This is a genomic window from Desulfosarcina alkanivorans (assembly GCF_009688945.1).
GTDB lineage: Bacteria > Desulfobacterota > Desulfobacteria > Desulfobacterales > Desulfosarcinaceae > Desulfosarcina > Desulfosarcina alkanivorans.
In genome coordinates this window covers 4,394,242-4,406,840 of the sequence record NZ_AP021874.1, presented here as the reverse complement: position 1 = coordinate 4,406,840, position 12,599 = coordinate 4,394,242, and the positions used below count along the sequence as shown (strand labels likewise).

Below are 12,599 nucleotides of genomic sequence, written 5' to 3'. Positions count from 1 at the left end.
ATCCTTTCATCCGCCTACATGGCCGTAAAGGTGCCGTGGTGGCCCTCGAGTAAAAAATTAACGCCAAAAAAGGTGAAGAGCAGCACCACGAATCCGATGATGGCTATGATGGCCGCCCGTTTCCCCCGCCATCCGATGGTCAGTCGTGCATGCAGCAGGGCCGCGTATAGCAGCCAGGTGATGGCGGACCACACTTCCTTGGGGTCCCATCCCCAGAACCGCCCCCAGATTGCCTTGGCATAAATCACGCCGGTAATCAGGCCAATAGAAATCATGGAAAAACCGACAACAATGCAGGCGTATCCGGTGGTGTCCAGCAGGTCCAGTGACGGCAGGCGGCTGAAAAAAAAGCCCCGGGTCTTTCTTTTAATCCCCTTTTCCTGGAGCAGGTACAATATGCCCAGGCCACAGGCCAGGGCAAAGGCGGCATTTCCCAAAAAAATCGTGATGATATGGGCGGCCAGCCACCAGCTCTTGAACAGCTGGGGGTTCTGGGCCACCGGTTTGGGCATCTGATAGGCCGCAATCATGGTGAGCGTGATCAACGGGGCGGCATAAATGCCCAGTATCTTCAGTTTGTATTTGAAAAACAAGGACAGGAACACGGCCGCGATGGCCCAGGCCGTGACCGACAGGGTTTCGTGGAGGTTGTTGACCGGGAAATTGCCCGCCCGGATGCCGCAGGCCACCAGTGAAACCGTGTGCAGGGCGAACCCGGCCATCATCAGGCCGGCCGCCGCACGTTGAAGGGTTGTTTTCTGGAAAAAAAGAAAGCCGAAATAGCAGGCACAGCTGACCATGTAGGTGATGGTCGCGATGATGAAAACAGGCTCCATTTTACTCCCCGGGCTGTGGTTCGGATGGCATCAGGCTGTCATATCGGTAGCCCGGGCCCAGCACCTTTTCCAGCAAGCGGTCAATTGAATCGGTCTTTTTATCTTTGACCAGATCAAGCAGGTTTTCTGAAATGAGTTGCTCGAAAAGAGGTTTATGTGCTTCCGGTTCATGGGCCTCGGCCAGCAGCCTGGAACGGATGGCACCCATCAGGTCCAGCAGTTCGCCATATTCGGGACCGAATTGGGCCTCGAGACATTTGCGGATATGTTTGGCAAAGGCGGGACTTTTGCCGGCAGTGGAAACGGCCATCACAAAGTCGCCGCGCCGGACAATGGCCGGGAGGATGAAATTGCAGATTTCCGGCCGATCGGCGATGTTGCACAGCTGGTGCCGGCCTTCGGCGTCAGCATTGATCTGGCGGTTCAGCGTTTCGTCATCGGTTGCGCCGATGACCAGAAACATGCCCTCCCCATCCGAAGATCGATAGGGGCGCTGTTCGAGGACGATGGCCTCGTCTTCGGCCAGTTGCTTCACCGCAGTCGTTACCCGGGGGCTGACCACCGTCACCACGGCGCCGCATTGGATCAAGGTCGCCACTTTGCGGGCGCCGACCCGCCCGCCGCCGACCACCAGGCAGGGTCGGTTTCGAATATCAAGATTTACCGGATAGTATCGCATGTCCACCGCTCACAGGGTAAAGGTCATCATGTCCCGGGCCAGTACAACCAAACCACTATAGGCGCTTCGGCATTGATTTTCAATATCGGCATTATCGCATGCCGGATAAAAATGGGTCAGCACCAGCTGCTTGACCCCGGCGGCCTCGGCAACGCTTCCGGCCAGCGAAGGGGTCAGGTGGCCGTCGACTTTCTGGCCATCGGGAAAGGCCGATTCGCAGACCATCACGTCCGCATCGGCGGCGATGGCGGTCAAGCCCGCACAAACATCGGTGTCGCCGGAATAGACCAGCGTTTTGCCATTGGTGTCGACAATGCGATACGCCAGGCTTTCGGGCCGGTGGGAAACAGGCATGGAAGTTGCCGTAAAGCCTGAAAACGCGTGGTTATCGGCTTTTTGGGTGTCCAGCTCGATCACCGTGAAAAGGTCGTCCGGCAGTACTATCCAATCGCCGTACACCGTTTTCAGTCTTTCGAAAAACGAAAGGAATCCCTGCCCGGCCACGATGGTCAGCGGCTGCTGCCGCGAAGGCGGGGACGGATACTTCAAGGCAAAGAGAAAGGATGCCAGTTCTCCGCTGTGATCCGGGTGGAAATGGCTGAGAAAGAGATGGGAGATCTCGAAAATGGAGACGCCGACTTCGAGCAGGCGCCGCATGGTCCCCGGCCCGCAGTCGAAAAGCAGATTTTTCCCACCGGTCTGCATCAACAACGAACATGGGTTGCGCACCAGCGAAGGCACACAGGTTCCCGAACCCAAAATGGTGATCTGACTTTCCATGGCGTTTCCGATCCTTAGAACGGTTCCTCATGCTGATTGGATCCGCCATGGTATGACGAACCCGGACAGAATACAACTGCAAGATCCCCGGGAGCGAAACAATAAATATGGCCGCCAATGAAAAAAAGTAAGCGAGACGCCCGACCTTGAAAAAAGGCGCTGAACGGCGCAACTTGATCTTTTCCGATACCTTTGCACGACGGTGGACGCCCATCAAGCGGCTTGACAACGCTGAATGGTATTTGTTATTTCTGCCGCTATTCTAAAAGTTGTTGTCGTATACAAAATACCTGCGGCGTATCAAATGTCGTCCCATCGTGCGCCGCCGCCGGCAGGCCCTTTTTTCCTCAGTGGCTGATGCATTCTTGCACGATCCTGTCCGCCCCGTAAAACATTGGCGGATGAAAAAAGAAGACGGATGAATCAAAACGGAAACGCTGTTTGTTCAACTACAAAAAAAACAGGGACTGGGCAGAAAACCTGACCATTGTCATGCAGCTGGGGCTGACCATGGCCGGCTGCATCGTATTTTGTTTCTTTGTGGGGTATTACTTGGATAAGTGGCTGGGATTTCGGGGGGTATTCACCACGATTTTCATCCTCCTCGGCATCGCCGGTGGCGCCAACGTCTGCTACAGACAGATTCTTGAGGTGACGGATCCCAAACCAGAGGAAGATCCCGATGACCACCGCACCACCCGTTCGTGAACTTCAAAAAAGCTATGGCACCAAGGCCATGGCCCTGGCCATCGGCATCGGCCTGGTGTTTTTGATCTTCGGCCAAAAGGCCGTTTGCCGGGGATTGGTTCTGGGTGCTCTTTTCAGCACGATCAATTTCGTGTTGATGGCGCAAACCCTTCATCTGAAGCTCAATCACGACCGTTCCAAAGCCTCCCTTTCCGCGCTGGGCAATATCCTTTTCAGATATACATTCATGGCCGTTCCCCTGTTCCTGGCAATAAAATTCCCCAGATTCGACCTGGTGGCTACGGTTACCGGCCTGTTTATGGTGCAGACAGTTATTCTGGCCGATCATCTTTCACGTCATTTTCTGTTTTCATGGAGAAAGTGAAATAAAGGCATAATCGATGGAAGAATTAGGCAAAGTTCACCAACTCATCATTCCTCTGTTTGGCCACAACATGGTGTTCAACCTGGACGCCATCATCTTCACCTGGATCGTGATGCTGCTGATCCTGCTGTTCGGCGTCCTGAGCGCCCGAAAAAGAGGCATGGTTCCCGGTTCCCTGCAGGTGATGGGGGAACTGTTCGTGTCCAAGCTTTACGACCTGACCGAAGACGCACTGGGGCGGGAAATGGCCAAAACCTACGCACCGCTGGTCTGCGCCCTGTTCATGTTTCTGGTGCTGTGTAACTGGATCGGCATCATTCCCCATCTGGAAGAACCGACCAAAGATTTGAACACCCCGCTGAGCCTGGGTGTCATGGGGTTTTTTATTGCCCATTATGTCGGCATTAAAACCAAGGGGTTCAAAGCCTATATCAGTGAGTATTTCGAACCCTTTTTCATCATGATGCCATTGAACCTGATCGGGGAACTGGCAAAAATCGTGTCGATCTCGTTTCGTCTGTTCGGCAATATCATGGGCGGCTCCATCATCATCCTCGTGGTTTCCTACCTGACATACAGCATCTTGCTGCCGCCGTTTCTGAATGCATTTTTCGGTCTTTTTGTCGGAGCGATTCAGGCTTTTGTTTTTACCATGTTAACCGTAGTTTACATCTCTGTACAGGCAAAGTAATCCATGGAACAAGACATTCAGACGTGGGTCAAGCTGGCGGCCTATACGGGTGGCGGGCTCTCTATCGGATTCGGTGCCATCGGCGCCGCCATTGGTGAAGGGTATACGGCCGCTCAGGCCAATGCTGCCGTATCACGAAATCCCGCCCTGGCAGGCGATGTGTTTAAATCCATGCTCGTCGGCCAGGCCATTGCGGAATCCGCTTCCATTTTTTCCCTGGTTGTGGCCATGATTCTGCTGTTTTCGAACATTCCGGCGGGTTCCTATGTTACCGTTGCCGCTGTTTTTGCGGCCGGTCTGGCCATGGGTTTTGGTGCCATCGGCTCGGGTGTCGGGGCCGGGTTTCCAGCGGGTGCCGCCTGTACCGGATTGGTCAGGCAGCCTTCGATGAGCGCGAAACTGACCACCAACATGCTCATCGGGTCCGCCGTGTGCCAGACCCCTTCGATTTTCGCATTGGTCATCTCCTTTATCCTGATTTTTTCCGATTTCGCGACCCATCCCCTCTGGCCCGCATGGGGCGCCATTCTGGGTGCTGGCCTGGCCTCCGGACTGAGTGCCATCGGTTCCGGTATCGGCGGTGGAATTGTGGCCGGGGCCAGTTCCGAAGGCATTGCCCGCCAGCCGACATCGGTGTCGCCCGTCACCAACATCATGCTCCTGGGGCAGGCGATTGCCCAGACCCCCGCCATCCTGGGGCTTCTGGTCGCGTTCATTTTGATTTTCAAGGAGTTTGGTGCAACGGAGACCATCGCCCCGGCCATGGCCCTGCTGGGTTCCGGGTTGTGCATGGGCATCGGCGGGATCGGTCCGGGAATCGGGGAGGGCATCGCCTCCAGCGGCGGGGTCAAGTGGATTGCCCGCAACGAAAAAGAGATCGGAACCCTGACCCGTACCATGCTGGTGGGTATGGCTGTCGCCGAATCCACCGCCATCTATGCGATGGTGATTTCATTGGTTCTGATTTTTGTGGTTTAGCGGAGTGGTTTTGGATCGGTATCCGATCGAAAAGTAACTTAACAGGAGGAATAAAATGGCAATTGAAGGCGCAGATTTGATCAAAGCGGCAGCGTTTCTGGGAGCAGGCATCTCCATGGGCCTTGGTGCCATCGGGCCGGGCGTCGGCGAAGGCATGGCCGCAGCAAAAGCCTGTGAAGCCATCGGACGGAATCCCAAGGAAGCCGGCCTGCTGACGCGAACCATGTTGGTCGGGCAGGCGGTTTCCGAGTCGACGGGCATTTATTCGCTTGTGGTTGCCCTGCTGTTGCTGTTTGTGGTCTAGACGCATCGTCACGGCATCCCGACCGTTCCCCGGACAGGGCGTTTCTGCCAAGCAGGGCGTCTTTCTTTGAATTTGACGGAGTGATGTGCCATGGAGATCATCAGCGCGACTGCACTGATCAGCATTAATGAAACTTTTTTTGTCCAGTTGATATCATTCCTGGTGTTTTTGTTTATCCTCAACCGGGTCATGATTCGTCCGCTGATCAGTACGATGGATCAGCGCAAAGAATACCTTGCCACCATACACGAAGAAATCGACAGGGCGAAATCGGATCTTGTGAGCCTGAACAAGGATCTGGACGAACAGCGCTCACAAGTGCTTAAGGAAGCCGATACCTCTGTCCATCAGTTAGATGAAGAGGCGGACCAGCGCGCTTCCGAACTCATCGCTGCGGCCCGGTCGCAAATTGTACAGCTGCGCAATGAAACCCAGGAAAAAATCAATGCCCAGCTCAAAGACGCCAGAACGCAGTTGGCCGGAGAGGTGGATGCGGTTACCATCGCTATCATGGAAAAGGTGTTGCGTCGGAGGCTGCAATCATGAAAAGGACTGAATACTTCAGCAAAAACAACACGCTGACCGTCTTTGCCTGCCTCCTGGTGATGGTGCCGGGGTCAGCCGTGGCATCCAGCGCCGATTGGCGGCCCACATATGACATGGCGATGATGTGGGTCAATTTCATCATTCTTGCAGCGATAATTTTCAAGTATGCCCGCGACCCGATCAAGACATTCCTCAAGCAACAAAAAAAAGATGTGGTCTCGGAAATGAAAAAGCTGGAGGCGGAAAAAGATCGTGTCCTCGGGGAGATCAGCGCCGCCGAGGTTCAATCCGCAAAGAACAGGCGTCGATTTAAAGAAATGAAAGCGCGGCTGGTTGCCCAGGGGGAGATCAGAAAGAAACAGATTGTGGACCAGGCCCGGCAGCAGGGCACCCTCATGATCGAAGAAACCCAGAAGAAAATGGAAACCCGTATTCTTCAGGCCAAAGACAAACTCAAGATTGAACTGGCGGACATGGCCTTCGATCAGGCCATTCAACGATTGCCCCAGGTTATAACCGAAAACGACAACCAGCGGTTCCTGGAAAGGTACATGCAGGGCATGCAAGCTGAACAGGATGCGATTTCATAGCCATGGAACGCGGCATTGTCCTGTCGGTTTGAGGAGGCTTGACACAGGCCCCCTCTTTTCTTTAAGAATCCGGTTTCGTTATTGATGTGATCAACCCATAAGCCGCTCTGGAAAGACACGCCGGGAGCAAAGAGACGGAAAACATGGAAAACAACCCCTCCATCGAAACATTTATCAAGGACCAGATCGAGAAATGGAAGAAGAAGACCCAGACGCATATACCGGTGATCACCGTTTCGTCGGAACCGGGCAGTGGCGGGCGGATTATTGCCCGGGGACTGGCCCGGCGGCTCAATATCGACCTGTTCGACCGGGACATCGTCAAGGAAATTGCCGAAAGCGCCCACATCAGCAGTGCCATCATCGAAACCATGGAGAAAGTGCGGCTGTCCGGGATTAAGGATTTCATTTCATCCCTGGTGGACGATCGTTATTTGTGGCCGGGAGTTTACCTGGATCATCTGATGAAAGTGGTCGCCGCGATTGCCAGCCACGGCAATGCGATCATTGTCGGTCGTGGGGCCAACTTTCTGATTCCGCCGGAAGAGCGGTTAAGTATTCGGGTGATTGCCCCACTGGACAGCCGGGTAAGGAACGTGGCCAAGGAATTCGGTGTTACCCGGGAAGAAGCCAAACGGCGGGTGATCAACCGGGAAAGCCGTCGATCCGCTTTCATCCGCCAGTCCTTTAATGCCGATGTTGCCGATCCGCGCAACTATGAACTGGTGATCAACACGAAAACATTAAGCGTCGACGCGGCCCTGGGCGCCGTGATCGGCATGGTGGTTGGTGGCAAAGGTGTCGTGGTAAAAAAACCAGCCGCAAGAAAGACCGTTAAAAGCTAACACTTGCCGGCTTCAGGCCGGGTGTCCATATCATGACAAACAGCCGCGCCGGTGATGCCATCACCGGCGCGGCTGTTTGTCATGGCCGTTTCTGAACGGCTGCTTCCATCTTGTCCATTCCTCCATCCCCGTTGCCAACCACTGTGGCGGGATTGACACCATCCGTGGCGGTGAACTTGATTCACCCACTTTGGATCCTTTATCAACTTGGTATCATTCATGTTTTTACATGGCCATAAAAACCATTTACCTGTTTGACATTGGTCCGGGAGTGAATTAAGGGAGTGCTTTTCCCGGGTGCGTGACGGCGCAATCACGGTTCAAGCCCGCTCGACGGGGGGCTACCCGTAACGGCATATACGTCAACCGTATCATCATCCATTTCGTGAAAAGGATAACAGATGGAAGGGCCTCTGATTCCGATTGTTGTTTTCCTGGTGGTCTATGTGGCCTTGACCTTTGAACTGGTCAACAAGGCCGTCGCCGCGCTGCTGGGCGTCATGATCCTGATCGTGCTGCACGTGGTGAGTGAACACACCGCCGTTGAGTTTATTGATTTCGAGACCATCATGCTTTTGCTGGGCATGATGTCCATTGTGGCCATACTGAGGAAATCCGGTTTTTTTTCGATCGTCTCTGTCAGGATCGCGGAACTGACCCAGGGGAGCCCGCTGAAGATCCTGATCCTTTTTTCCATTGTCACGGCCGTCCTGTCCGCTTTCCTCGACAATGTGACCACGGTGCTGATCATCATCCCCATCATCATCGAACTGACCGCCGGTATGGGGCTGGATCCCAGGATGTACGTGATCAGCCAGGCGATCATCTCCAATATCGGCGGGACGGCGACCCTGATCGGTGATCCGCCCAACATCATCATCGGCTCCAAGGTCGGGCTGACCTTCAACCAGTTCATGGTCAATCTCACCCTGCCGGTGATCGTCTGCCTCGCGGCCGCGCTCGCCTATCTGTGGGCCACCAACCGGGATAAATTCAAGCCCATCGACACCAACCTGGCCAAACTGTTTTCGGTGCAGCTGCTGCTCGAAAAGATCCGCTATAATTTTCTGGATACCAGAATCGACAAGATTTTCCTGACCAAAGGGCTGGTCTGTTTAGGTCTGGCCATCCTCCTGTTTGTCACCCAGACCATTACCGGTCTGTCCCCGGGCGTGGTGGCCATGCTGGTGGCCATGATCCTTTTCGTCATTACCCGCATTGACGTTGAAGAGATGCTCGAAGAGATCGAGTGGAGCACCCTTCTGTTTTTCACCGGCCTGTTCATCCTGGTGGGGGTGCTGGAGGAACAGGGTGTGATCGAATGGATCGCCCACCACATTTTCATGCGCGTGGGGGACAACCCCTACGTGATCGTGCTGACGGTGCTGTGGGTGTCCGGCATCGTTTCCGGGTTCCTGGACAACATTCCCTTTACCATCACCATGATCCCCATCGTGAAGCTGATGCTGGAAAACAATCCCATCCCCAACAACATCCTGTGGTGGGCGCTTTCCCTGGGGGCCTGCCTGGGCGGCAACCTGACCATGATCGGGGCATCGGCCAATATCGTATCGATCGGCGTGGCGAAAAAGTTGGGACAGGAGATTTCCTTTCTCGATTTTGCCAAAAAGAGTGTGGTCATCACCCTGATCACCCTGGTGATCGCATCGGGCTACTTAATGCTATATCTGTGGATATCGTTATGAAAAAGGAAGACAGAGAAATATTGTGCAGTCTGATCCGTGACCACGAGGACACCGTGGGCTCCTCACGGGTGACGATGATGGCCCTGACGGCCTTCATCGAGTCCATCAAGCAGGTGCGGTGCGGCGTCGGGGAGGTCCGCCAACTGTATTCGGAACTTTCCGGAGCCATAAAAAATACGGAGCCCAAAGTGATCCCGCTGATTCACCTGATCGAGGAGTTTGAAAATGAGATCGGCGACTCGCCCGATGGGACCATCGAAGAGATCAAGGAGAGGGCGATCCGGATTCTTGAAGCCAAGCACCGAAAGATAAAAACCAAAATCGGCCGGTTGATCGAATACGGCCTGACCTGCATCAGCGAAGGGGATGTGATCATTGTCCATACCATCGGATACGACGTCAAAAATATGCTCAAGCTGGCCAGCCAGGTGCTGCACAAGCCCTTCAAGGTGATCGTGCTCAAACAGGATCCGTTGAAAACCCGTCAGCTGATCAAATTCCTGGAGACAGCCGGCATCGACATGGAGGTCATTCCCGAATACAGCCTGGGCCACTACGTCGAGCAGGGAAACAAGATGTTCATGGGGGCGCTGTCCATCACCGAGGATATGCGGGTGGTGTCGGCCGTGGGTTCGGCCAACATCGTCAGCCTGTGCCACCTGAACCGCCTGCCGGTGTACCTGTTTGCCAATACGCTCAAGTTTTCCCACCGGCCCTCGTCCCAGCAGCGGATTCATCGGAAAGTGGCGTCCCAGACCCATGGAGACGTCTCTTTCAAGCTCACCACCCATTCCCACGATACCGTGGATCTCAGACATGTGGACGTTCTGGTCACCGAGGACGGGATCAAGGACAAGGCCGCCATCTCGGAATGGATCAACGCCTCGTCAAGGTAGGTTCCAGGGGGCGGTTCCAGCGAGAGTGACCTGCGGCGGACCATGGCGGCCCGATCACCACGAGGCGCAATCGTGCCGGGACTCAGATTCGGCAAATCAAGGCATTTTTGACGGCCATCGGAACGGATTGACGCATGCATGACCGGTCGTCTGGATCCCCCTCGTGAAGGGGCGTCGGGTCAGCTGCCGTTTAAAATCGTTGTGACCATGGAACGGTCTTCTTTTACCGCTGCCTGCCGGGCTGACTCACCGGCCGATTTCGGTATCGCCTTCCAACGGGATTTGTACATGCCCTGGAAGACGATCTGGAACATGGCTTCCAGAAGCGAGTAGGCGGTAACGTGGTGGGGCGGGTCGGCAAAAGCGGAGATCGCCCTGCGCTTTTCTGACCCACCTTCTTTTAACCGGTATAGATTGTTCAGGAAGGCGACCATCTTGGGGGCCACCTGACGGTGCTGCTCCGGAAGGTGGGCAGGGTTTTTCCACCGGTTTACCTGCTTGATGAGGGTGTCGCTGGACGCCGCCAGCAAAAATTCCCTGTTTTTCTCACTTTTGAAAAGTGGCGACAACGCCACATGCTTGCGAATCGCCAGCTGGATGCATTCATTTTCCCTTTTCAGCTCTGCCCGGATAGCGGGTGCCATGGCCTCGGGAACCGACAGGGTCAGCTGATTCAATACATTGGAAAATGAGGACAGATGGGTTTTCATGTCAGTGGCTGCGGCGGACCAGAATTTTTGGCTCATGGCCTTGACGGTTGCTCTGTCAGGGTCCGATCGGGAAGGGCTTGACTTGAGGATTTTCAATATTCCCGGAAAAGAGCGGGCCGCTCGCGGAAACAGGTTCCTGCCGGTAATGGCCTTGAAAATGATCGCGATGGTGGCGAACCAGTCCTCAAGATAGAGGGCTTCGGTGAGCGGTCCGAAGTGTGATTCGATGGACCTGTTTTTCAAAAGATGAAGCGGTGTGGCGTAAAGGGGGGTTCCTCCGAGCAGCGGTTGTGAAATGCTGCCGTCCCGTGTGGGAATCAGGGAAATGGCCGTTTCCACATCGATGACACCGATGGAAAAATCAGCGGCGTTTTGTAAAAACACAGGATAGTTGTCAGGATCTGCATCCAAAAATAAATTGTCCGGCTTCAGGTCCCTCAGGGCGATTCGTTTTTCTCTCAGCCGGCAGAGCAGCTGAAGCGTGTTGGATGCGATGTTTTCGATCTGTTGACGGCTTTTCATGAAGGTTTTGGTTTCCAGATGCGCTCTCAACAACTGGACCAGACCGTCAACATTATTCTGGTTGGCCTTGAAAACATCGGAAAAGCCCGCTTCGATCTGTGCGATCAATGCCTCTCCGATTCCTTTTTCGTTGCGGTCAATTTTTTCGCCGGCAATACAGGTGAGAAACCAGTTTTTGATTTGAAAGGGGTGAACCTTCACCCCTTGGCGCGATGCCTTGATGATGCGGCCGGCTTCGGCTTCACAATTGCGATAAAGTGTCTGAAGGCCCTCAAAAACCGGCAGGGAGGCCAACCCGTATCGGGTGGTGAAAGCCTCCTGGTCCCAGGCCACGTCCGGCACCTCACGGATTTCATCACCGGTTTTATTCTTGGACGCGTGTAATTCATCGATGACGCGAGCCAAAAAGAAATTGTTGGTCAGCTCCATGAAAAAGGCAAAGCGGTTTCCGATTTTCAGGTATTCCTGATATTCGGGTTTTTCTTCAACCAGCCGGATGTACTGTTTTTCCAGTTGTTCCTGGGTGAGGCTCGACTCATAGGGCAGCTTTTTAACCTTCTTGAGCACCACGGATACCATGGGGACGATGCATGCGACCGGTGACAGGTGGGCGGCGATCTGCACCTCCCGTCGAATGTCCCGCACATATTTAACCATATCCGTGACCGGTACCGGCGGTATTTTAACCACCATGTGGGTGTCGTAGATCACGTAAAAGCATTTGCTCTTGCTGCCGGTGTCTTCCCCCAGCGGACCGACGGACATACGGCGGGTAAGCCAGTCGTTGTTTCCCTTGACGCCCAATTCGAAAACCTTCATCTTGCTCGTCGCCGAGGCGGGGGTCATGGAAAAACGGGCCGCGGCATCCTTTTTCAATCCGTTCTGGAGTTTGTATAATTCGAGGAAAAACATGGCGATGTCCCGCAGATCAGAGCTCTCCTTGCCCTCCTCGATGAACTTGCGGGGTTGGTCCGCCGCAGATGGCAAGGCGTCGTCGGATGAAGGCTGGGGTGCCATTTTTTTTGCGCTGGCGGCAAGCATCAGGATCAGCTTCAGGAACCCTGATGCCACCGCCAGGATCACCAGAAAAACAATCAGCCGGGGGTCGGTGGCACGGATTATTTTCGTGTTGAATCCCAGATCTGCCATGATCTGCTGTCTGGTCTGGTCGAGGATCGTCAATAAAGCGGTTTTTTTGGTGACCTGAACCGACCCGACGGAGGTGACGTCAGCCTTCATGAACATGCCTGATTTTCCGTCGGTTTCGTAAAAAACGAACTGGTCGGACTCGCTGACACGATCGGCAAGGACCGGCTCCGCGCCGTCAATATAGATGATCTGCCGCTCCAGATTGACGTCAACCTCCACCAGGGAGACCAGTAGTGTGCAAAGCGCAGAAAACACGACAACGATGATCCATTTTTTCATGGTGCCCACATCCGTT

Annotated in this window: 14 protein-coding genes; 10 read left to right on the top strand and 4 right to left on the bottom strand. The window is 54.4% G+C overall.

The features are described from left to right. Positions 1-14: 14 nt before the first annotated feature. Genes ccsB through DSCA_RS19250 form a run of 3 tightly spaced genes read right to left on the bottom strand, consistent with a single transcriptional unit; the run spans position 15 to position 2,295 of the window. Positions 15-836 carry a c-type cytochrome biogenesis protein CcsB gene (gene ccsB / locus DSCA_RS19260; protein WP_155317971.1) on the bottom strand — a complete coding sequence of 274 codons (822 nt, stop codon included), beginning with the start codon at positions 834-836 and terminating at the stop codon, positions 15-17. Position 837: 1 nt separating this feature from the next. Continuing rightward, the gene (locus DSCA_RS19255) at positions 838-1,515 is read right to left on the bottom strand and encodes a precorrin-2 dehydrogenase/sirohydrochlorin ferrochelatase family protein (protein ID WP_155317970.1); all 678 of its coding nucleotides are present in this window, start codon (positions 1,513-1,515) and stop codon (positions 838-840) included. Positions 1,516-1,524: 9 nt separating this feature from the next. Continuing rightward, the gene (locus DSCA_RS19250; RefSeq protein ID WP_155317969.1) at positions 1,525-2,295 is read right to left on the bottom strand and encodes an MBL fold metallo-hydrolase; all 771 of its coding nucleotides are present in this window, start codon (positions 2,293-2,295) and stop codon (positions 1,525-1,527) included. A 441-nt stretch (positions 2,296-2,736) separates the two neighbouring features. On the opposite strand from DSCA_RS19250, the gene DSCA_RS19245 reads away from it, so the two are divergent. The 10 genes from DSCA_RS19245 (at position 2,737) to DSCA_RS19200 (ending at position 9,923) form a co-directional block, all read left to right on the top strand. Further along, positions 2,737-3,003 (top strand): AtpZ/AtpI family protein, encoded by a 267-nt coding sequence (locus DSCA_RS19245; RefSeq protein WP_231716218.1) that lies wholly within the window; start codon positions 2,737-2,739, stop codon positions 3,001-3,003. Further along, entirely contained in the window at positions 2,978-3,367 is a 390-nt protein-coding gene (locus tag DSCA_RS19240) for an ATP synthase subunit I (RefSeq protein WP_155317968.1), read from the top strand. Before DSCA_RS19245 ends, DSCA_RS19240 begins: the two co-directional genes overlap by 26 nt. A gap of 16 nt (positions 3,368-3,383) precedes the next feature. Next, positions 3,384-4,058, top strand: a complete 675-nt coding sequence (atpB, locus tag DSCA_RS19235; RefSeq protein WP_155317967.1) for a F0F1 ATP synthase subunit A — start codon at positions 3,384-3,386, stop codon at positions 4,056-4,058. A gap of 3 nt (positions 4,059-4,061) precedes the next feature. Beyond that, entirely contained in the window at positions 4,062-5,036 is a 975-nt protein-coding gene (locus DSCA_RS19230; RefSeq protein WP_155317966.1) for an ATP synthase F0 subunit C, read from the top strand. 55 nt (positions 5,037-5,091) lie between these two features. After that, positions 5,092-5,340, top strand: a complete 249-nt coding sequence (atpE, locus tag DSCA_RS19225; protein ID WP_155317965.1) for an ATP synthase F0 subunit C — start codon at positions 5,092-5,094, stop codon at positions 5,338-5,340. A gap of 90 nt (positions 5,341-5,430) precedes the next feature. Further along, positions 5,431-5,886, top strand: a complete 456-nt coding sequence (locus tag DSCA_RS19220) for an ATP synthase F0 subunit B (protein ID WP_155317964.1) — start codon at positions 5,431-5,433, stop codon at positions 5,884-5,886. Further along, on the top strand, positions 5,883-6,476 hold the full coding sequence (locus DSCA_RS19215) for an ATP synthase F0 subunit B (RefSeq protein ID WP_155317963.1): 594 nt from the start codon (positions 5,883-5,885) through the stop codon (positions 6,474-6,476). The genes DSCA_RS19220 and DSCA_RS19215 overlap by 4 nt, the downstream gene beginning before the upstream one ends. 143 nt (positions 6,477-6,619) lie before the next feature. Next, entirely contained in the window at positions 6,620-7,321 is a 702-nt protein-coding gene (locus DSCA_RS19210; protein ID WP_155317962.1) for a cytidylate kinase-like family protein, read from the top strand. Positions 7,322-7,722: 401 nt separating this feature from the next. Further along, complete coding sequence (locus DSCA_RS19205; RefSeq protein ID WP_155317961.1) at positions 7,723-9,027, top strand: ArsB/NhaD family transporter; 1,305 nt, start codon at positions 7,723-7,725, stop codon at positions 9,025-9,027. After that, positions 9,024-9,923, top strand: coding sequence for an eIF2B alpha/beta/delta subunit family protein (locus tag DSCA_RS19200; protein ID WP_155317960.1), 900 nt, complete (start codon positions 9,024-9,026; stop codon positions 9,921-9,923). The genes DSCA_RS19205 and DSCA_RS19200 overlap by 4 nt, the downstream gene beginning before the upstream one ends. Positions 9,924-10,102: 179 nt before the next feature. On the opposite strand, the gene DSCA_RS19195 is transcribed toward DSCA_RS19200, so the two are convergent. After that, on the bottom strand, positions 10,103-12,583 hold the full coding sequence (locus tag DSCA_RS19195) for a protein kinase family protein (protein WP_155317959.1): 2,481 nt from the start codon (positions 12,581-12,583) through the stop codon (positions 10,103-10,105). Positions 12,584-12,599 lie beyond the last annotated feature (16 nt).

What these genes read in the sequence shown, in the direction of transcription:
- ccsB (WP_155317971.1), bottom strand. Translation starts at nt 836, where the DNA reads ATGGAGCCTGTTTTCATCATCGCGACCATCACCTACATGGTCAGCTGT.
- DSCA_RS19255 (WP_155317970.1), bottom strand. Translation starts at nt 1,515, where the DNA reads ATGCGATACTATCCGGTAAATCTTGATATTCGAAACCGACCCTGCCTG.
- DSCA_RS19250 (WP_155317969.1), bottom strand. Translation starts at nt 2,295, where the DNA reads ATGGAAAGTCAGATCACCATTTTGGGTTCGGGAACCTGTGTGCCTTCG.
- DSCA_RS19240 (WP_155317968.1), top strand. Translation starts at nt 2,978, where the DNA reads ATGACCACCGCACCACCCGTTCGTGAACTTCAAAAAAGCTATGGCACC.
- atpB (WP_155317967.1), top strand. Translation starts at nt 3,384, where the DNA reads ATGGAAGAATTAGGCAAAGTTCACCAACTCATCATTCCTCTGTTTGGC.
- DSCA_RS19230 (WP_155317966.1), top strand. Translation starts at nt 4,062, where the DNA reads ATGGAACAAGACATTCAGACGTGGGTCAAGCTGGCGGCCTATACGGGT.
- atpE (WP_155317965.1), top strand. Translation starts at nt 5,092, where the DNA reads ATGGCAATTGAAGGCGCAGATTTGATCAAAGCGGCAGCGTTTCTGGGA.
- DSCA_RS19220 (WP_155317964.1), top strand. Translation starts at nt 5,431, where the DNA reads ATGGAGATCATCAGCGCGACTGCACTGATCAGCATTAATGAAACTTTT.
- DSCA_RS19215 (WP_155317963.1), top strand. Translation starts at nt 5,883, where the DNA reads ATGAAAAGGACTGAATACTTCAGCAAAAACAACACGCTGACCGTCTTT.
- DSCA_RS19210 (WP_155317962.1), top strand. Translation starts at nt 6,620, where the DNA reads ATGGAAAACAACCCCTCCATCGAAACATTTATCAAGGACCAGATCGAG.
- DSCA_RS19205 (WP_155317961.1), top strand. Translation starts at nt 7,723, where the DNA reads ATGGAAGGGCCTCTGATTCCGATTGTTGTTTTCCTGGTGGTCTATGTG.
- DSCA_RS19200 (WP_155317960.1), top strand. Translation starts at nt 9,024, where the DNA reads ATGAAAAAGGAAGACAGAGAAATATTGTGCAGTCTGATCCGTGACCAC.
- DSCA_RS19195 (WP_155317959.1), bottom strand. Translation starts at nt 12,583, where the DNA reads ATGAAAAAATGGATCATCGTTGTCGTGTTTTCTGCGCTTTGCACACTA.